The organism is Anabaena subtropica FACHB-260 (genome assembly GCF_014697105.1).
GTDB lineage: Bacteria > Cyanobacteriota > Cyanobacteriia > Cyanobacteriales > Nostocaceae > Trichormus > Trichormus subtropicus.
The window spans coordinates 1-20,343 of record NZ_JACJRF010000045.1; the positions used below are offsets into that span (position 1 = coordinate 1).

At 42.0% G+C, this 20,343-nt stretch carries 14 protein-coding genes; 2 read left to right on the forward strand and 12 right to left on the reverse strand.

Going from position 1 to position 20,343, the window contains the following annotated elements:
* Positions 1-24: 24 nt before the first annotated feature.
* The 4 genes from H6G18_RS20070 to H6G18_RS20085 form a co-directional block, all read right to left on the reverse strand.
* Entirely contained in the window at positions 25-1,359 is a 1,335-nt protein-coding gene (locus H6G18_RS20070) for an ATP-binding response regulator (protein ID WP_242040417.1), read from the reverse strand.
* Between the two features lie 2 nt (positions 1,360-1,361).
* Positions 1,362-5,546, reverse strand: coding sequence for a PAS domain S-box protein (locus tag H6G18_RS20075; RefSeq protein ID WP_190408867.1), 4,185 nt, complete (start codon positions 5,544-5,546; stop codon positions 1,362-1,364).
* 284 nt (positions 5,547-5,830) lie between these two features.
* A complete protein-coding gene (locus H6G18_RS20080; protein ID WP_190408868.1) occupies positions 5,831-7,012 on the reverse strand; it encodes an aldo/keto reductase in 1,182 nt (393 codons plus the stop codon).
* 194 nt (positions 7,013-7,206) lie between these two features.
* Positions 7,207-8,424 carry an HhoA/HhoB/HtrA family serine endopeptidase gene (locus tag H6G18_RS20085; protein ID WP_190408869.1) on the reverse strand — a complete coding sequence of 406 codons (1,218 nt, stop codon included), beginning with the start codon at positions 8,422-8,424 and terminating at the stop codon, positions 7,207-7,209.
* Between the two features lie 357 nt (positions 8,425-8,781).
* Here H6G18_RS20085 and H6G18_RS20090 point away from each other — a divergent pair, with 357 nt between their 5' ends.
* A complete protein-coding gene (locus tag H6G18_RS20090; protein ID WP_190408870.1) occupies positions 8,782-9,183 on the forward strand; it encodes a metal-sensing transcriptional repressor in 402 nt (133 codons plus the stop codon).
* Positions 9,184-9,235: 52 nt separating this feature from the next.
* Here H6G18_RS20090 and H6G18_RS20095 read toward each other — a convergent pair whose 3' ends face one another.
* Entirely contained in the window at positions 9,236-9,751 is a 516-nt protein-coding gene (locus H6G18_RS20095) for a dihydrofolate reductase family protein (protein WP_190408871.1), read from the reverse strand.
* Between the two features lie 80 nt (positions 9,752-9,831).
* On the opposite strand from H6G18_RS20095, the gene menH reads away from it, so the two are divergent.
* Positions 9,832-10,653: a 2-succinyl-6-hydroxy-2,4-cyclohexadiene-1-carboxylate synthase gene (gene menH / locus H6G18_RS20100; RefSeq protein WP_190408872.1), complete on the forward strand. Its 822-nt coding sequence runs from the start codon at positions 9,832-9,834 to the stop codon at positions 10,651-10,653.
* Here menH and H6G18_RS20105 read toward each other — a convergent pair.
* The 7 genes from H6G18_RS20105 to H6G18_RS20135 all read right to left on the reverse strand — a co-directional run bounded on the left by H6G18_RS20105 (position 10,646) and on the right by H6G18_RS20135 (position 19,866).
* Positions 10,646-11,290, reverse strand: a complete 645-nt coding sequence (locus tag H6G18_RS20105) for a glycoside hydrolase family 24 protein (protein ID WP_313954448.1) — start codon at positions 11,288-11,290, stop codon at positions 10,646-10,648. The two genes, menH and H6G18_RS20105, sit on opposite strands and share 8 nt — an antisense overlap.
* A gap of 205 nt (positions 11,291-11,495) precedes the next feature.
* Positions 11,496-13,286 carry an HTTM domain-containing protein gene (locus H6G18_RS20110; protein WP_190408873.1) on the reverse strand — a complete coding sequence of 597 codons (1,791 nt, stop codon included), beginning with the start codon at positions 13,284-13,286 and terminating at the stop codon, positions 11,496-11,498.
* Positions 13,287-13,361: 75 nt separating this feature from the next.
* Positions 13,362-14,294: a hypothetical protein gene (locus H6G18_RS20115; RefSeq protein ID WP_190408874.1), complete on the reverse strand. Its 933-nt coding sequence runs from the start codon at positions 14,292-14,294 to the stop codon at positions 13,362-13,364.
* Positions 14,295-14,320: 26 nt separating this feature from the next.
* Positions 14,321-15,784, reverse strand: coding sequence for an MBOAT family O-acyltransferase (locus H6G18_RS20120; RefSeq protein ID WP_190408875.1), 1,464 nt, complete (start codon positions 15,782-15,784; stop codon positions 14,321-14,323).
* A 105-nt stretch (positions 15,785-15,889) separates the two neighbouring features.
* A complete protein-coding gene (locus tag H6G18_RS20125) occupies positions 15,890-16,270 on the reverse strand; it encodes an acyl carrier protein (protein WP_190408876.1) in 381 nt (126 codons plus the stop codon).
* A complete protein-coding gene (locus H6G18_RS20130) occupies positions 16,239-18,047 on the reverse strand; it encodes an acyl-CoA dehydrogenase (protein WP_190408877.1) in 1,809 nt (602 codons plus the stop codon). Before H6G18_RS20130 ends, H6G18_RS20125 begins: the two co-directional genes overlap by 32 nt.
* A 10-nt stretch (positions 18,048-18,057) precedes the next feature.
* The gene (locus tag H6G18_RS20135) at positions 18,058-19,866 is read right to left on the reverse strand and encodes a fatty acyl-AMP ligase (protein ID WP_190408878.1); all 1,809 of its coding nucleotides are present in this window, start codon (positions 19,864-19,866) and stop codon (positions 18,058-18,060) included.
* Positions 19,867-20,343: the final 477 nt, after the last annotated feature.

A 20,343-nucleotide genomic window follows, 5' to 3' on the forward strand; every position in this document is an offset into this window, starting at 1 on the left:
AATGAATTTATAATCACTGTTAAACTAAAATATTTTAATCCTTCGCCCAAAATCTAACATATTTTGGGCTATTTTTATTGGCTTTTTCTTAACATTCAACACTTCTGCGTCAGATACTAAAGCTGGTAAATCATCAGAAATACTAACTTCTAAAACCTGTTTTTGGGCTTCGGCAATTTCCTGAAAAGTGCTAATAATTTCAGGTAGCCAAGATTGAAGAGGAATATAAGTTATATCTAAAGGATAACCGTCTGTGTCAATGATTCGCATATTGAGCAGATCATCGACCAAATTTAACTCACGTTCGCACTCATAACGCAGAATTTTCAGATAGCGAGATAAAGAAGCAGAGGTTGAAGATGTTGCTGATTTTAAAATTTCTTGCTGATTTATAACATTTTCTAGCATGGAGATTGCCATTTTAATATTTGATAATGGCGTTCTCATTTCATGAGAGGTAGCTGCCAAAAAATCCTCTTTTAACTGATTGAAGCGTTGCATTTCTGCCATTTGAATTTCTAGCTGTCGATTACGTTCAGCTGAGAGATTACGTTCTTCGGTGAGTCTTCGTTGGGTATCATCCCGAAAAACCATGACTGCTCCGGTCATGTCACCATAATTATTACGTAAGGGAGTAGCACTATCAGCCACTGGAATCATTGTGCCATCTTTGGTAATTAGTAGAATGCGATGACCGACCGTCAGTCCGAGACCATCGCCTAAGTAAACGGTTGTTTCTTTTTGAATGGCAGATATAATCGGGTTTTGGATGGAATGCAGAGTTTCTTCGTCAATAAGTTGGAAAACGTCTGTTACAATCTGTTCTTTTGCATCATCTAATTGCCAACCTGTAAGTCTTTCCGCTACTTGATTCATGTACTTGACGCGCAATTGAGAATCAACTACCAGTACTCCGTCTCCCATACCCCGCAGTACGGAACTCAAAAATTGCTCACGTTCATAGCGATTGATAGCTGTTTTAATAGCGACGTAAAGTTCTTGTTCTCTGACAGGTTTGAGAATATAGCCAAAGGGGAATGTGAGGGTGGCTCGTTCTACGGTACTTTTATCAGAATGTCCTGTGACGTAGATAACAGGAATTTGTAGATCATTCCAAATTTGCTCTGCTGCTTGGATACCATCTTGTTCGCCTCGTAGCCTAATATCCATCAAAATTAAGTTGGGGCGTAGTTCAGTTGCTTTCTCTATTGCTAACTCGGCAGAATCTGCAATATCTACAACTGTATATCCCAGTGATTCTAAACTTTCTTGTAAGTTCATCGCCAAGATATATTCATCTTCCACAATCAGCACTCTGACTGTCTGGATTTTATGTGTTTCTGAACAAATGCTAATCATATTTATACCCTGGTTTTTGTAAAAGTAATTTTGAACTCTGTTCCTGATTGACTCTGAATTTCTAATTGACCCCTTAACTGCTTGACTAATCCCTGAACAAGAGTTATGCCCAGTGTTTTTGCCTTTTTGCTATCGAATTCCGTAGGTAAACCAATACCATTATCTCGGACAATAAGTGTCAATGTCTGATCGTTTTGTTGGAATAACCTGACTTGGACTTCGCCTTGACAATTATCGGGAAAGGCGTATTTCAAAGCATTGGAAACAAGTTCATTGATAATCAAACCACAAGGAATCGCAGTTTCAATATCCAAACTAGCATCATCTACTTGAATATTCAGGCGAATGCAGTTGGAGCTAACATTATAAGAGTCAAATAAATGAGTTGTTAAATCTGGAATATATTCAGCGAAATCGATATTAGCTAAATCATTAGAACGGTAAAGTTTCTCATGTACCAGAGCAATTGAAGCAATGCGGTTTTGACTATCACGCAAAATGGCTGTTGCTTGAGAATCTTGGGTACGTCTGCATTGCATTTGTAACAAACTACTGACAATACCTAAATTATTTTTAACCCGATGATGAATTTCTTTGAGTAGTACTTCTTTTTCTTTGAGAGATGCCTTAATTTTTTCCTCTGCTTGCTTTTGCTCTGTAATATCTTGTTGGACAGCAACAAAGACTGTTCCATATTCAGGATGTTCAAAAACAGATGTCGTGGCTCGACACCAGAAGGGAGTGCCATCTTTTTTGATATTTTGGACTTCATAGGTAGCTTCGTCATGTTGCATCACAGCAGCAGCGATCGCCCCATGAACTCCTTCAGCCGTGGTATTGTCATCTTCGTAGTTAATAATCGAGATATGCTGACCAATTAGTTCACCAGAGTCATAACCAAATATTTGTTGAAATTTTGGGTTGGCATAGACAATAACACCGTCATTAGCTCGCACTAAGCATAAACCCTCTGCCATGTTGCGAGTAATTACGGCCTGTAACTCCAACATTTGTTGGGTGCGTTTTCGCTCAGTGATATTAATACTACTGCCAATAATGCGGTAAATACGTAAATTCTCGTCTCTTAAGGGAGTCAAACTAGTAATCCACCAAGTTTCCTGTCCTTGGAAAGGTAAGCATTCTTCATAGGTAATTGTTTCTCCCACCTCTACACAATTCTGATAATGTTGACGTACAGATGCAGCGAAAGCAGGTGGAAGAACTTGCTCTGGAGTCTTGCCTTGTAATTCGCTAGACACCAAGCCTGTAAGTCGCTCATGAGCAGGATTTAAACTCATAAAGCGAAAATCACCATCTATAACATCCACAACAAAAATCGAATTGGCAACACCATCATAAATACTGCGTAAAAAGTGTTCTTTCTGCTGAAGTTCTTGCTCGGCTCGTTGGCGATCGCGCAGAGCTGCTTGCTGTTCGCTAATATCTCGACCTTCGGGAATCAACAAGACGACTTTTTCTGTCTCATCCCTCAGTGGACGCAAGGAAAAATCGATGGTTGCGACTTGGTTATTTGCACCTAAAACATCTACTTCATAACGAATAAACTCTCCTTTCCCGGCTAGGGCAATTGCCTGTCTTAATTGTTCTTGAGTTTCGGGTGAAATTGTCCACCAGTGTGTTTTCCAAAATGGGCGATTAATGGCTTCTTCAGCTGTTATTCCCGCGAAATTCAACGCAGTCTGGTTTGCTTCTAGCAAAATTCCATCAACACTTAAGAGTCCTGTGAAATGAAATGTATTATTGAAAATACCTCTAAATCGTCTTTCACTCTCTCGTAAAGCTGCTTCTGCTTGGTGACGTTCAAAGAGCGCAACTTGCTGTTCGGTGATGTCTTGAGCAGTTCCGTAAAGTCGAATTATTTGTCCTTGTGAGTTAAATTGTACTTGTCCAATCCCTTCAACGTAGATGCTAGATCCATCGGCTTTAAATGCACGCAGAACCAATTTGTAAGATTCCCCGGTAGCAACTGCACGTTCCACAGCTTGGTGGAGTTTTTGTCGATCCTCAGGGTGGTAAAGTTGCAAATTCTCCTCGTAGCTTGGTGCGCCTAAGTCGGGATCTCGTTGGAAGAGATAAAATAGTCCTCTCGACCAACTAATTTTGCCAGTAGCTAAGTCATAATCCCAATTACCAAGACGAGCTACTTGCTGGGATTCTGCTAATAGTGCTTCACTCTGGCGTAAAATTTCTTCAGTGCGCTTGATAGCTGTTATATCAACAACTAGTCCATCCCAAGCTACACGACCATCTAGTAATTGACGGGGTGTAGAACGTAGTTGGAGCCATTTCCACAGACCACTGGGAGTGCAGACTCGTAGTTGAATGTCAAATACGGTTAGATGAAGATAGGACTCCTCAACGGCTTGGACAAAGTTGGGAATATCTTCTGCACATAACTGACGATAAAGCAGAGTTGCATCTGTGAGTACATCTTCTGCCTTAACTTCCATTAATCTTTCAATCCCAGCACTAAAGTAAGTGAAGCGATCGCTCCCATTCAACTCGCGCACAATCTGATAAACTGCCCCATTAGGCAGGTTATCACCAATGCTACATAACATGGTTTCATGCTCATGCAAAGTGAGTTCTGCCAATTTGCGTTGACTAATATCTGTGACACGTACTAAATTGATTGCCTGACCAGCAACGCAGATTCGTTTAATAGCTAGGCTTCCCCAAAACAAATCTCCCCGCTTGTTTTTGTATTCAATTTCTTGACTCCAAAATCCTTTGTGATTAATTTCTGAGACAATGTTAACTAACTCATCAGTGGTAAAAGATTGTTTTTGTAGCGTTTGACCGTCAATACCAATGAGTTCTGATTTGCTAGAGGCTGCAAATAATTCCACTGCTCGTTGATTGCAGTCAGTGGTTAGCAGTGTTGTGGTGTCTACAAGAAATAGAGCATCGGCAGATTCGTTATAAATACCTGCTAGTAAATCTCGACTGTGGATGATTTCTAATTCAGCCAGTTTGCTATCAGTAATATCTCCTAAAGAACCAACCAATCGCACTGGATTTCCTTGTTCATCCCAAACAGCTTTGGCTCGTGAGCAAAACCATCCATAGCTACCATCTTTGCGCCGGAGACGATACTCTGTGTAATAAGATGGAACTTCCCGACGTAGATAAGCCAATTGAGCAGCTATCACTCGGTCATAATCATCAGGATGGATGCGAATACTCCATTCATCATCAAAACTACTAAGTTCGTGGCGTTCATAACCCAACATTTCAAACCAACGGTCTGAGCGATAGGTGTGATTAGTTGGTATATCCCAATCCCAAATGGCTTCATCAGTGCCGGCGATCGCTAATTGCCACCGTTCTTCATTGTGTCGTAAGGCTGCTTCTGCTTGTTTGTGTTCACTAACATCAATACTAGTGCCTGTAACAATCCAGCAATTTGCTTCAGAGTCATAACGGGAAGCGTAGGTAGTACGAATCCAACGCAGAGAACCATTTTTATGATAAAACCTATACTCTACAGTTAATGTGCGTGCAGCAAAAATCTCTGCATACAGAGGCGTGAAAACCGTTTCTACATCTTGAGGATGTACTCGTGATATCCACAGTGTTTTATCTTGGAAAATTTCCTCTGATGTATAACCAAAGATGGTTTCATCACCGAGAGATTGGTAATCATATTCCCAATCGTAATTGGGGAATACTCGAAAACCGACAATAGAAGTAGCGATCGCACTGTTGAGGATATCATTTAATCTAGTTTTTGAGGCGTGATATTGAGCATCCTTTTCTGACAACAACTGAGACATTTGTTCTAGTCGTGCTGTTTTGGCTTCTTCTGGTGTAATCACACCTAGCACTCTTCCTTGACCATCAATTATGGGTAAATGTCCTATTTGATATTGGTGAAACCGTTGCAAAATAGTGGGTAAATCTTCAAGTTCTGCCTGACTCACAGTGATGACAGGTTGGCTCATGAGTTCCCCAGTTGTCATGTCTGCAAACGTTATGTGATTAGCAATTGATCGCATTACGTCTGTTTGTGTAAAAATACCGATTAATTGTTGTTTGTTAATAACCAGCACACAACTAGTTTGGGATTGATACATCTGAGCGATCGCTTCAACCACTGGTGTATTTTGCGCCACCATTACTAATGGTTTTTGATAGTTTTCGTTAACCTGCCAAGGAATCTTCATCTAAGTGTTATTGGAATTAGTTCCTGTAATTACTGATTTTCATACGCAGTTGCTATAAAAAAATGAGAATTCTTATTTATTTACAGATATTTAGGACAAAATTCATACCATCATTTTGCAACATAAAAAAAATCCCTCTGTTGCTGAACAGCCAGAGGGAGGTAATATGGTGTGAGGAGTAAACCAAATGTTTACTTAATACTTAGCGTATCAACGGATTGTGACATCGTTATCACAATTTGATGAACATCATGCGACACTTAAAAATAAAACTATAGCAAACTTCAACTCTGAGATAGACGCTGTAAAGCCTCACCTGCTAACATTTGATGAGCTTTTGCCAAGAGATGGGGAATTTTCTTTGCATGGGGACTGTGCTTGAGGCACTGTTGTAAATCTATTTCGCTGAGTTTGTCAGCTTTGTTACCAGCAAACCAGTGACTACCATTGCCCAGTAAGTTGTATCGCATTTTGGCATAGTCTACTAAATCGTAGGCAGTAGCTAGATTTAGCAGCCATAGAATTACCCGGATATTGACTTGACCAGGAGTTTCTTCTAGTTTAGGTAAATTGGTTTGCCAAGTTTCTACCCAATCTTCGCCTAGAGTAGCGATCGCTGTTTCTTCCAACCTAGCTAAAATTGGTGGTAAAATTTCCGATGCCCGATCAATTAATTCTAATGTCTTCAAGTGTTCGTCAAAATCTTGGGGTTTAGCTGCGCCTAAACTCAATGTATGTACTTGAGAACGACTCAAACAAAACAAATCATTGAACACTATCGGGCTTAAAGGAGCGCACAAATCTACTAATTTTTGTGGTGGATTATAAAGATTACCTCCTTTATTTGTAGGGCTAATAATAAACACTCCCATATCATGACGAGTAGCCGCTTCAATGGCTGGCCAATTCCATTGATTGATGTAGTACCAATGCAGATTCACATAATCAAATTGATTGGTATTAATTGTCTGTACAATGACATCCGTAGAACCGTGAGTAGAAAAGCCCACAAATCGGACTTTACCCTCTGCTTGCAACTGCCGCACTACATCTAAACAGCCTCCAGGACGTATACTGTAGTCTAATAATTCAGCATTATTAATACCGTGAAGCCCCAATAAATCTACATATTCTAATTGAAGATATTTGAGCGATCGCTCAAATGTTTTGCGGAATTCTTTTGCATTGGCAACAGGCGAAACTTTTGTCTGTACAATTAACTGTTCACGGGGGAATTTAGGCAGTATTTTCCCCAATTGCATTTCTGAACTACCATAACCACGAGCAGTTTCAATGTGATTAATACCAACTTCAATTGCTCGACGAATAGTTGCCTCTACATTTGCTTGGTTGTCAGCAGGAATATCTGAGTAACTAACATCTTGCCACTTGTACTGGTATCTCATGCCACCGCAGGAAAATACCGACATCTGTAACTCTGTGCGTCCAAATCGTCTATATAGCATTATTCTTAATTCGTAATTAATAAAGCTAGATTTGATCTGACTTCCCCTGTGTCAATCTGTTGTTATCGTTTGGAACAATGGGGATAAATCAGGCGATGACTTACGGTCGGTCGGAGACCATCGCACAAGTTTCATAAACAACAAATTCGTAATTCGTAATTGATTACGAATTACGAATTATCAACTACAAATTATCACGCAGCATTCTGTAACTCAGCAGTGCGTACTGATAACTTTTGTGTCTGATTACCCCGTTGTACTCTTACCTGCAACGCTTGACCAAGACGGCTATTTTCCACCACATTTTGCAACTGTTCCGCAGTGGTAATTGGTTGACTATCAACTTGCAAAATTACATCTCCGCGACGGATACCAGCATTAGCAGCCGGGGAGTTTGGTACTACCCGAATTACCAAAACACCGTTAACTTCTGGGATTGTAAAAGCAGAATTGGGATCGGTGTTATTTTGTTGAGCTAAATCAGGTGTTAAAGTTGCCATTTGTACACCCAAATAGGGATGAGCCACCTTACCATCTCTTTCTAATTGTGTGGCGATCGCTTTAGCTTTATCAATAGGAATAGCAAAGCCAATCCCCATAGCATCAGCACGGATGGCGGTATTAATTCCAATCACTTCACCCCGGTCATTCAACAGGGGGCCGCCAGAGTTACCAGGGTTAATTGCAGCATCGGTTTGAATAAATTCTAAACGCTTGTCTGTAATCCCCACTTGAGCGCTAGAACGCTTGAGAGTGCTGACAATACCCAAAGTGACGGTATTATCAAAACCCAAAGGATTACCAACGGCGATCGCCCAGTCTCCCACTTGCACATTATCAGAAGAACCAAGGGCTGCAACTGGTAGACTGCTCCCAGCGTTGATTTTCACCACAGCTAAGTCTGTGACTTCATCAATACCTTGAACCTTGCCATCAAAACTACGACCATCTTTGAGACGAACAGTCACGCGATCGGCTTTATCCACCACATGAGCGTTAGTTAAGATTAAACCATTTTTATCAATGATAAACCCAGAGCCTAGACCACGCATCTGTTCTGGCGGTAACTGTCCTTGAAAACCTTCACCAAAAAACCGCCGGAAAAAGGGGTCTTCCATAAATGGATCAACCCGCCGTGTAATTGTGCGTTCTGTATCAATTCTCACTACTGCTGAACCAACACGATTAACAGCTGCTGTCACAAAACTATTATTACCTATAGCAGCCGTAGCCGGTGACTGTTTTTGAGCCACCATTTCCGGTGTAGATCCAGTTGTACTAGGAATAGACACAGGTTCTGCTTGTGATGGTAATACCCAAACACTGCTAACCGTTAGCACAACTCCTATAAATATTGCCAATACATGAGTACCAAGTTGGCGCATGGAACCGAATAAATTTAAAAATCTCATAATCACAGACCAATTTAGAAGCCTAATTTTTGCCTAATGTTGACAAATCTATTTAAATTTATCTTGACAAATTTGCATAATAATTACTACACACTAACCTCGGCTTTTGGCTGAAGCATAAAGCAGCTACCTGTAATTAAAGTTAATTGACTATTTAACCTAATAGCTATTGTAGAGATTCCCACTTCCGAGGTTCGGATTTTACCAAAGGATTGATGATCAGGACGTTGAATTTTGAATTCCCCCCTGAATTTCCCCCTACTATTGCGAAAAAGCAAGCTACGCGTAGCCTCCAGTAGAGAAGGGGCTGACCATCTCTAGGATACAATCTGAGTATTCCCAGCGCTGTAATCACTCATGAATGGATCAAACCGATTAGATCAAGAATCATTGTCTGTGTCCCGAAAAGCCGAAGAATCTCACAGTCATGATACAAAACACAACCCCACAGACCATAGTCACGGACAGGTCAATTCGGTTCATGCTCACGTCCATAGCGAAGAATCTTTACGGCGAATCGTTAATCGGTTGTCACGCATAGAAGGACACATTCGTGGTATCAAAACGATGGTACAACAAAGTAGCCCTTGTCCAGACGTTTTATTACAAATTGCTGCTGTGCGAGGTGCATTAGATAAAGTAGCAAGAATTGTACTGGACGAACATCTCACAGAGTGTATTGCCAGAGCTTCAAAAGAAGGAAATATAGAAGTAGAAATTGAACAACTCAAAGCGGCTTTAGATAGATTTTTACCTTAATTATATAGATTCCCAACTTCTTCTGATAAATAGAAAATTTGAGTATTTTTTCTTAATTCAAATTGTAAAATATTTGAACTAATCCAGTATCAAAAGTTTTCACATCTTTCAGTTGAAGTTCTGTTTCTAAACTGGGATCATTCAGAATTAATGGAATACCACTGCCTAAAATAATTGGATGTATCGAAAGAATTATTTCATCTATAAAATGATGTTTTAGAAAAACATGAATTAATTGTGCGCCCCCAACTAACCAGATATCACGACCATTTGATATTTTTAGTATTCTAATCAAATCTTCCCAATTATTATTGACAAATTTTGTATTATTATCCGTTTCTCCTTGTTGCGTTTGAGAAAATACCAAAACTTCCTTATCTTTGTATGGGTATTCTCCAAAACTTAAGACTTGCTGATATGTCTTGTTACCCATAATTAACGTATCAACCTGGTTGTAAAACTCGGTGTAACCATAGTCTTGATCAGTAAATAGCCAATCTATCTCTCCTGATGCTCTAGCAATGTATCCATCAAGACTAGAAGCAATGAACAAAATAATTTTTCGCATACTCTATTTGTGATTTTTCAAAACTTGCTTAGTAATAATACAAATTTCTATTATGACTTTACGGAAAAATTATCTAAAATATGACGAAAGAAAACTACCAATTCGATTATTCATTAATTAGTAATCATGATAAAGCCGTGATTCTTTTTCTGCACGGATTTATGGGTGATATAGATGAATTTGATGCAACTATCAAATTGCTAGGAGATGATTTTTCTTATCTAATACTTGATTTACCTGGACATGGAAATACTCAGGTATCTGGTGGAAATGAATTTTACTTAATGGCAAATACTGCTCAAGCCCTAATTAATTTACTAGATGAATTAGAGATTCATAAATGCTTCTTAGTTGGTTATTCAATGGGTGGTAGATTAGCTTTATATCTAACTCTGCATTTTCCCGCCCGTTTTTATCGAGTAGTGCTAGAGTCTGCGTCTCCAGGTTTGGCCACAGAAGTAGAAAGATTAGAAAGAGTTAAACATGATGCTCAAATAGCCAAAAAGTTAGCAAGAAACTCAAATAAATCAGATTTTGCAGCTTTTTTACTCAATTGGTATAGTCAGCCTATTTTTGGGAATATCAAACATCATCCAGAATTTGAGTTCATGTTAGAAAGTAGGCTACACAATCAGCCTGTTGAATTAGTCAAATCATTACAATTCATGGGGGCTGGTAGCCAACCCTGTTTATGGGAAATACTCAAAAATAATCGCATCCCTTTACTTTTACTTGTTGGTGAAAATGACCATAAATTTATAGAAATAAATAGAAAAATAGCTAAGATAGCTCCTCTATCTCAGCTAAAAGTCATTAGTAATGCTGCACATAATATTCATTTTGAAAATACCGAGAAATTTGTGCAGGAACTTAAAGAATTTTTTACGGCTACTTTTATCTAGATTGGATCTTAGGCGTGGGACTGGGAGTAATATTTACTGATGCTGGTTGATTAGCTGTTGTTAATTCTTCTTCTAACATTCTTTGATAAATTCTTGGCAGAGAGCGACTAATAGAATTTGTCTCAATGCCGTAACCTAAACTTGTCCAAGTGGGAGAGAGTCGCCGTAAAACATCATTGATTTGGCCTTGGCGGAGTAGTTGGGAAATATCCACACCCCACACCCGCGAATCATTTAACCAACGATAAACAACCAAATCTTGATACTTTGGTTCAAAACTATAAGCTGACCAAAACATCATTTGCGCTGGTTTGGGATGATAGCGGGGGGCAATTTCAAACCAAGTTGTGTTGATAATTTGATATCGACCAGCCGCAGTGGAACAATTCCCTGTGTTTGGTCCTGTGACAATAGTGACACATATTTCAGGATGTTTGCTCAGATCGGTTACCTGCCTTCCACCATATAACAGGGAGTAAGGACGATTACCATTAGCTTCACTGGCTGAGATAGTTCGCATTAACGCGCGGATGTGAGGATCGCCACCTGTCATCACCAAAGGTGGTAAATTATTGCCAAAGATGGGATCAGAGGGCGATCGCAATTCTCCATATATATACCATTGTAACAAGTACACAAAGCCGAGAAGTGCGGCTAACGGACCAATCAGTTTTTCTACACCTTTGAGTTCAAAACCTTTCAGATTCTCACTCCTTGCAAATTCGCTCTCTTAGCTAACAACAACAATAGACGCACCTATTCCGGTAAAGTTCACCAGTCAATAGTAGTCTAGCAAAGCAAAAATAACTGGTGGAGGTGAGGAGTGCTGACAAGTGTAGGTTTTATGGAGAGCAAGACTGCTGCCAAGTCTGCTTTTTTTCGACGGCTTGCGGTTGACCTGATGGGACAGTACGCTCATCCATAAAGTAAATATCAAAGTTTTTCAGAATTTGCCCATCAGTATGTTGATTGTTCCAAGTACGGCACAGATATTGACCATAGAATGGATAAAGCTTTTTACCGATCGCCCGATTCAGATTGATAAAATAAGTACGCCACTGCATATTTCGATAAATAGCACTCCGTAAAGCCAAGTCTGGTTTATCCCAATTTACTGGAGTTCCCCCACGGAAAATATCAACTTCGGTTCCATCTTGCAAACGACCAGAAATTACGTGCCAGCCATCATCTCTTGGTGGCGCAGGTGCAAAGATACTCCAAGATTGGTCTAGACGTGTAGCCCGTCCGATAAATTCTGTACTTTGCCAGGTCTTGCGTCTGAAGGCTTCAGGGGAGTAACTACTAATATTCCAAACAAAAGTATACAGTAACAATAAGAGCGCCAGAATATTCAGCAAGCGCGATGAGCGTATTTGAATTGGATTGAATTTAAAGGGTTTGGTGAAATTACCAGCAACTTTACGGTTAGAAGCCACTATTTCATAAAATTTTGTCCCGACTGTCATGACTGGCTTCCATTTGAGTAGAGGAACCAGAAAGAAAAATACAGGAGAAAGACTGACTATGTAAGCAATTCCCTCAAATTTGAAATGTCGGTTTCCCTGCCAATCTTCCACTACCCAGGAATTGTAGGTTTGCATATCGGTATGGATGTCTGGGTATTCTTGCGCCATGAGTAATGGCGTTCCTGGCAAAATCAACAACGTCCTTAACAGATGCACCACTTTTTTACAAAAACCACAATCGGCATCGAAGTAAATCGTCAAACCTTGTCTTTCTGGTGTTTGTAGGCGCTTGTGCAGTCCATTCCAAAAGGAACTAGGGAGGAAGGCTAACCAACTGAAGATGCTCAAAAATGGGAAAATGCCCAAGTTCAAAGTTAAGCCAAATCCCGCGTGCAGCAAAATGAAGGTAATCACTGCACACATCCGAAAGAAACTGTTACGGAAGGGAATGAACAGCACCAAAGGCCCCACCCATTCCAGCACTAAAGTAACGTAGGTAAAAAGGGTGAGAAGCGGCGGAAAATTTAATAGGAAATGACCAAGAGGTGTAGTGTACTGATCAAAACTGAGAGAATAGTAAACAGCACTGCCATCAACCCAGACTGGGCTTTTGGTTTTGAAGGCGGCAGAGAAGATATAGATAAAGCACTGCTGACATATCAAGGCAAAAGTAGCGCCAGAAGCCACCCTTTCCGGTAACTTGCGAGTAGCAGTATTAAGGGAGCTTTCGATGGAATAGCTGGCACCCAGAGGCAGAAACATTGCCCAAAACATCAGCGCCCGTAACACGTCATCGGCAGCAAAGATTAGTGCTGGATTCCGGTTATGCAGTGAGATGAGCAAGACCCAAGAGGCAATAGTAGCTATACGGGTGCGATATCCTACTAGCATGAGGAGCGCCATAATTGCCGCGATTCCAAACAACAGCACTTGGAAAATGGGTTCGCCACTGATGGCATGGAGTGACCAATGCCAAGGTTTGCTGATGTCTGCCAATAAGGCGCGGGGCATCACCCCAGCATCGGTGTAGTGAGCAATGTAATCACCAAAACGAATCCCCAAATCTGTCAACAGCACCAACGATATGCCGATGCGGAAAGCAGCCAGCGATCGCAAATCTAACCCAAATACATCATCTAGCTGTTTTGTCAATATTTTGTTAACCATAAAAGTTTAAAAGTAGGTATTGGGTACTGGTTATTGGGGACTGAGATATAAATTTTACCTGCCCCTACTTCCGGCTTAATTACGAATAATATTGAGGGTTTTAAGTTGCTCTACTAACTCGGTGGTGCGGGTGCGACGACCTGGGGGATTGAGGTGATAATGTGTGTCGGCAAACAAACTAGAGTCGGTTTTGACATTCAAGGTTTGTTTGTCGTACAGTACAGGAGCAATTTCACCTAATTTCTCAGCAGTTTTACTTATATTGTCGAGGGTTTCGGTATCAGTACTACCATAAATCCACGAAAGACCAAGAACTAAGGTTGCGCCCTTAGCCTCGACTTCCTTTTTAAACTGTCGAATACGTCGTAAAGAGTGGGGAGAAACTGGGTCTTTAATTTTGAGTTCCCACCAAGCCGTCTTGAGGCGTTGTTTCATGACTGTGGGGTCTCCATTCGCCGTGATGGGATCGGAGTAGTACCCAGTGAAGCGGCCTTTTTCTACTAAATCTACTGAGGACTTAGTGACTGCTTTTAAGGTGGGAATACCTAGCAACATGATGTCTTGGGCTAATTGTTTGGTGGGGACACCTCCTAGTCCTGGTTTACCAATAGCCATACCAAACTGACCGGAGCGATCGCCGAATCCATCTTTGCTGAGTAAAATTAAATACTCTGGAATTAGTAGGACAATATCGCCTTGTTTGATGGTGTCGGTAACACTGGGGAGGATGACATTTAAGCCGACTGGGCCATCTGTGGCCATGTTGATAGTGGGGATGCCTAATTGCTGCTGCATCAATCCGGCATCTACGGTGTAGTGCGCCCCAGAACCACCGACAATGAGAATACGTTGGGGGGCTTGAACTTCACTGGCGATCGCTCTTTTCTGCTCATACATCATCCTTAGCCAACTGAGTTCACCTCCGTAGCGGGCATTATATAAGTAACCAACACCCCAGGCTAAAGCGGCGATCGCCAACCAACTGTTAAGCTGTAAAAATTTTTTCATAGCCGAATTGAGATAAATATGGTTCCTTAGAACTCAAAGTAGATAAAGGGAGATGGTGTATTTGCAGCTAGTAAGACGGTTAACGCTAACAACACCCGCGACACCCAAGGAGAGAGCAACAAGTCATATTCACATTCCCGTTGTTGCCAGACTCCAATGTGTTCCATTAGTAATAAGGTGATGGCTAATGCTAGGGTAAAACCTAGTGCGATCGCTTCGTTACCACTGAAGAAGCTCATAGCTGCGCCTAAGTTGGATAGGGAATATGCCCAGGGATTTACGATTGTTTGCAACTTCTCTAATAGACGTGGCGTATTGGTTTCCATAAAAAACAGACATCCCAAGATGACTGAACCAAAGGTCAACGCCCAGGAAATAAACTGAGGCATGAGGAACCGTTGCTGCCCAACAAGTTTGTAAAAAGGTCGCCCAGCGTAACGGATAATTAATAACAGTAGTCCGTGATAAGCTCCCCAGAAGATGAAATTCCAGGCTGCTCCGTGCCAGAATCCCGAAAGAGTGAAAGTCAAAAATAAATAGAATGGAGCCCACTTTTTGTTCTTACCCATAAGAGGTAAAAAAACATAATCCCGAAACCAAGTGCTGAGGGTGACGTGCCACCTGCGCCAAAATTCGTTAATACTTTGGGATGTGTAAGGAGCCAAAAAGTTAATAGTTAAGTTGATGCCTAAAAATTTTGCTAAACCCAGAGCAATAAAGCTATATCCGCCAAAGTCAAAGTAAATTTGTAATGTAAATAAGAAGGCAAAGAACCAAACCAGCCAAGGGTTTTGGGCTTGGTCTAATTTGATATACGGTGAAATATTATCCGCTAGGACAAACTTCATAAATAGTCCTAAAGATAACCAACGAAAACCCGATTCAAAGTTTTCATAAGTAAATTTAAAACGGAATGACTCAATTTGGGGAAACAAATCACCCCGGCGTTCGATGGGGCCTGCCACCACCTGAGGGAAAAAGGAAACGAAATTGACGTAATCTAACGCACCAATGGCTTGTTTTTTGCGGCTGTTATAGGAGTCAACCACAAAAGCCACCATCTGGAAGGTGTAAAAAGATAATCCGGGAGGGATGGAACCCATACCGGGAATAGTTTTTCCCTGCCAACTTGCGGCTAATCCTGGGACTAACAACCCTAAGACATCTTCAACAAAGAAGTTTAGGTATTTGAAGTAGGCAAGAATAGCAATATCTATAATGATGACAGTAGTAGCGATCGCTTTCGCTTTCCATCCTTGTTGACGCAACATCAACCACACCATGACGTAGTTGAAGATGATTTCACAGACGAAGATGGCAAAACTAGAACGAGAAGCGTTGACAAATAATAGAGAAGAAATTGCTGCCAAGCCGACTGCATCAAAGATCCCTCTCCACAAGTTCAGTAATTTGGCAACATAACGGACTGTAAAGTAAGGGATGCTAAAAAGTAGCAGCACCCACCAGAAAGAAAATTCTGAGAAATTCAATTAACACCCCCCATGAATAATTGATAATTAATAATTCGTAATTCGTCGTTGAGATGGGAATTACGAATTACGTAGGTGTTAGCCTTCTAGGGTATTACGAATTAATTAACTGCCACTAATTTTGTTCCACAGACCACCCCAGGCTTTTTCTTTGGGGGCTTCTTGAGGTTTGGTAGTGGGTTCAGCCTTTGCTGTCTCCGCAGGTGTTACACCTGCTTCGTTCACCAAATATTGAGATGCTTTTTCAATGGTGGGGTAGTCCCAGAGTAAGGTAGGGGGTAGTTCTGCATCGAGCCAGTCTTCCAATTCACCCACAATAGTGACTGAATCGATAGAATCTAGACCGTAGCGAGTCAAGGGTTCAGTAACTTTGATGGTTTGAGCATTGATGTTCAATTGTGTGGCAATCTGGTTAACTAACCACCCTTGGATAGTATCAACAGCGTTATTAGTACTAGGCTTGGAGTTGGAGTCTTTGAGTTGCATCAGTTTTAGTCTCTTGTAGTTGAGGGTTTGCTAATTGGAAAGGAACGATGGAAAACATCCGATTGTCGGTGTACAACCGGACTAACTCTTGGGCAACTGCTGTGTCGTCAATCCGCGCTGGCAAGGCTTTAGCAGGACGGAAAGTCAGCATCAACTTACGGAGGCTAAGTGCTAACCACTCGCCCTTACTAAAGAAGTCTCCCAAGTGATGGCGGTTATAAAGCCACATCTGCACACAACTAGCTGCTGTATGCAAGACGCAATATTGTTTGGCGATGTCGAAGACTTCTGGCGCTTGCTCATGCCCAAACTGGAAGGTAGACTCTGTAATCTGATGATCAAGAGTATTTAACTCCTCCTGCACCATCTCGGTCAGTTGGATAATTTGCTGCAATATCTCGGAATTGAGGCTGGAGTCTTTCTTTAAATCAATTAAAGATGTCAGCGCTAAACCTAGTCCTTGCAGAACATCGTCACCGCCTCGGTTGACTAGTTCCAACTTCTTCCCATCAAACGCGGGTAAGGATTGGGTTAAGTCAAAGGTGGTTGCTAGACGTGCTTGTAAGGTTTCTGGGTTGCGTCCAGCATTTCTGGCGCGGGACTTGGCGAGTTGACGTAATTGCAGCAACAAAGCATGGAGGTTAACTACAGTACTGCCATCAAACATACTGATGATGGCGTTATCCCGCAGTACTTTTTGGAAAATGCCATAGTCGTGTTCTTCACGCATATAAAAGCGTGAACCCAAAACGACGGAGACATTCTGCACGACTGTTTCTAGGGTGGTGGTGACGAAGTATTTCACCACAGCTGACCAGACGCTGATTTGCTCTGGCATGGTGTTAAACCCACGAGTAACGCCGATGGTGGCACAGTCGCAAATCAGGATATCCAGATACGCATCTGTTAAAGTGCGTTTGGGTTGGGGCATATCATAAACTGTTTTGCCGTATAACTGCCTTCCCAAGGCAAACTTGAGAGTAGTTCGTAGGGCAGTATCAGCAGCCCCTTGGGAAAAAGCGGCACACAAGGCGCGGGTGATTTGGAAGCCTTTGAGTGCTAGTTCTAGTCCTGCCCCTTCTGCCCCCAATCGCATAGATTCGGGGATGAAGCAGTCCTCAAATTTGATCCCACTCATATCCGAACCGCGCACGCCGTGAGTGAAAATTTTCGGTAGGTGGCTATAGTTGGCGGGGTCGATTTTACTCTTTTCTACCATGAATAGGGACAGGCTACGCGCTCCGCCAGCTTCGTCGGTTTTGGCTAGGACGAAGGTGACACCGGAAATGGTGGCACGGTTAATCGGCCATTTTTCGCCGTTGAGGATGTAGCCACCAGGAACTTTTGTTGCCCTGACATCACCGGCGAGTAAATCACTACCGTGGGCTTTCTCTGAATAAGCCAGACACATAGCCCCGTTAGCATCTTTCATGAAGCTGGCTAGGGTGCGCTTCTGCTCGTCTGTGCCTGCCATCCATGTGAGGTATGACCAGAACATAGTAGTGAAGGCGATCGCTGCGGTTTGGTCACGGCGAGAAAGCACGCGCACAAAGGCGATAAACTCTTCAAAGGAGGTAAATTCCCCACCGCATTCTGTAGGAATGTAGTAATGCTGGAGTTTCCAGTTGTAGAGCCAATTAATAATCTCATGGGGAAACTCTTCTTGTTCGTCCAGGTCGATGACCTGTTTGAACGACATCATATTATCTGGGTTACTAGGGTCGCCCAAATCTTTCTCTAATGCTTCTGCGATCCAATATTGCTTGAGTGGCTGCATAATTTTCTCCTTAGTGAGTAACTTGCACCTTTTCCAGCAAAGAATTTACTTCCCCTTGTAGTCGCCGATAGTTGGCTGTATATTTGGGGTTTTCGCTCCAATCGGCTAAAACTTCCAACTCACCAGCCAGGAAACTGGCTTTGCAAGCACGTCGTTGAATTTTGCCACTGGAAGTTTTGAGAACATTTCCTGGCTTGACAAGAACGACAGCATAAGCTTGTAGTTCATGAATTTCGGCGATCGCTTGCCGAATATTGGTCAATACCTCATCTGCGTTAAACTCTTCTTCTGGTTTGCGTTTCACTTCCTGAACAACTACCAGTTGTTCTACACCATCCACATCTATAGAGAAGGCTGCACCGTAGTCTGGGCGCAGTGCTGGGTGAATTTCCTGTACAGTCCATTCCAAGTCTTGGGGATAGTGGTTAGTCCCCCGGATAATAATCAAGTCTTTGATGCGTCCGGTGATGAACAACTCACCACCCTTGATGAAGCCCAAGTCACCTGTGCGGAGGAAAGAGACTTCGTTATTACCCACAATCTTGGCGCGGAAGGTGCTTTCACTTTCTTGGGGGCGTTGCCAATAACCACCAGCCACACTGGGGTCTGCTACCCATACTTCACCGACTTCATCCGCAGCACAACGAGTCAAAGTATCTGGATTGACGATCGCTACTTGTGTGTCACAAACTAGACGACCACATCCAGGGATAGCCCGGACTCCTTCACCCCAGCTAGAGGCTTCGACAATTTTGTTCTGCTCAATTTGTGCTTTTTCTACCAAGCAGAGGACTGGTGGTGTATTTCTGGGGCTGGTAGAAACCAACAGGGTATTTTCCGCTAATCCATAGGCTGGTGCGAAAGTTTCCCACTTGAAACCACAGGGGGAAAATTTCTCGAAAAACTCTTCCAATACTTTGGGGTTAATTGGTTCGGCGGCGTTCCCGGCTGCTACCCAACTGCTGAGATCCAGGGTAGCTCTTTGCTGTTCGGTGACGCGGCGAATGCACTGTTCATAGGCAAAGTTAGGAGCTTGACTATGAGTACCGCGATAACGAGAAATGGCTTGTAACCAACGTACTGGTTGTTTGATGAATGACATTGGAGACATGACATAGCAAGGATGACCGTTGTAAATTGGTACGGTCAACCCTTCTACTAGTCCGTAATCGTGGAAATATGGCATCCAGGTAATCGAAACACTCTCAGCATCATAACCACAGGCTTTTTGTAGGTAGGCGCAGTGGTGCATGATGTTGTGGTGGCTAATCATCACACCTTTTGGTGTGGAGGTCGAGCCGGAAGTATATTGCAAATATGCCAGGGTATCTGGATTAATTTCCGGGTCTTGCCATTGGTCTGCTAGTTCTAGATCAATATCTTCACTGGCAAACCAAGTCATCTCCTCAAATTCAGGAAAGTCTAACTGGGCTGCTTGTAGAACACCCAAAAGGTGCTGGTTAGTGAAGACAAATTTAGCATTCGCATCCTTGACTATTGCCCGCAAACGTGGTAGAGCGCGTTTCAATCTACCAGCATCGGGGGGTGGTGCAGGAATGGCGATGACTCCACCGTAAAGACTACCTAGAAATGCTGCCATCACATCTAATCCCTGGGGGTATAGCAGCAAAACACGCTCGCCTTTAGCATTATGTTTCTGCAACAATGCACCAATAGCACGGGCTAGACGATCCAATTCTGCGTATGATAACTTGGGGCCTTCTGTTTTCCCGTCAATGAGGAACATATAGGCGAGCTTGTCCGGCTCATGATTAGCACGAGCGCGTAGCAGTTCAACCAGGGTAGAGAAATGTGTCATTGGCAACTTCTTGGGTAGTTAGGCAGTGAGTCATTTGGCGATTCCGGAGTGTTTTCGGAAACTATGGCATCACATATCTTACTTTTTGCAGATGCGCTGATTTCAGATATAAGCTTGCCAGGGATTTTTGTTACCTATTGATTCAGTAATATTGACACAATCAATCTACTTACTGGAAGATGTTATCGGTGTTTTCACTAAAAAAATAAATTTACACTATAACTGCATCTACTAAGTTAAGTAACTTGAGACTCAGGAAAGTATTGATTTCATCAGGATTTACCGTCTCTCTCATGATGTAGCGAAGAGGAGAGATTATAAATTTTTCATAAAAAACTTTAATTTTGGAAAATTGGTATTACTTCCCATATTTGTAGGGCAGGTGATACCATTTCACTAAAATTCTGATACAGATCCAAACCCAGAAATCTTTGCAAAATCTAGATTTCTTAATTTTGAATTTTGAATTGGTATGAG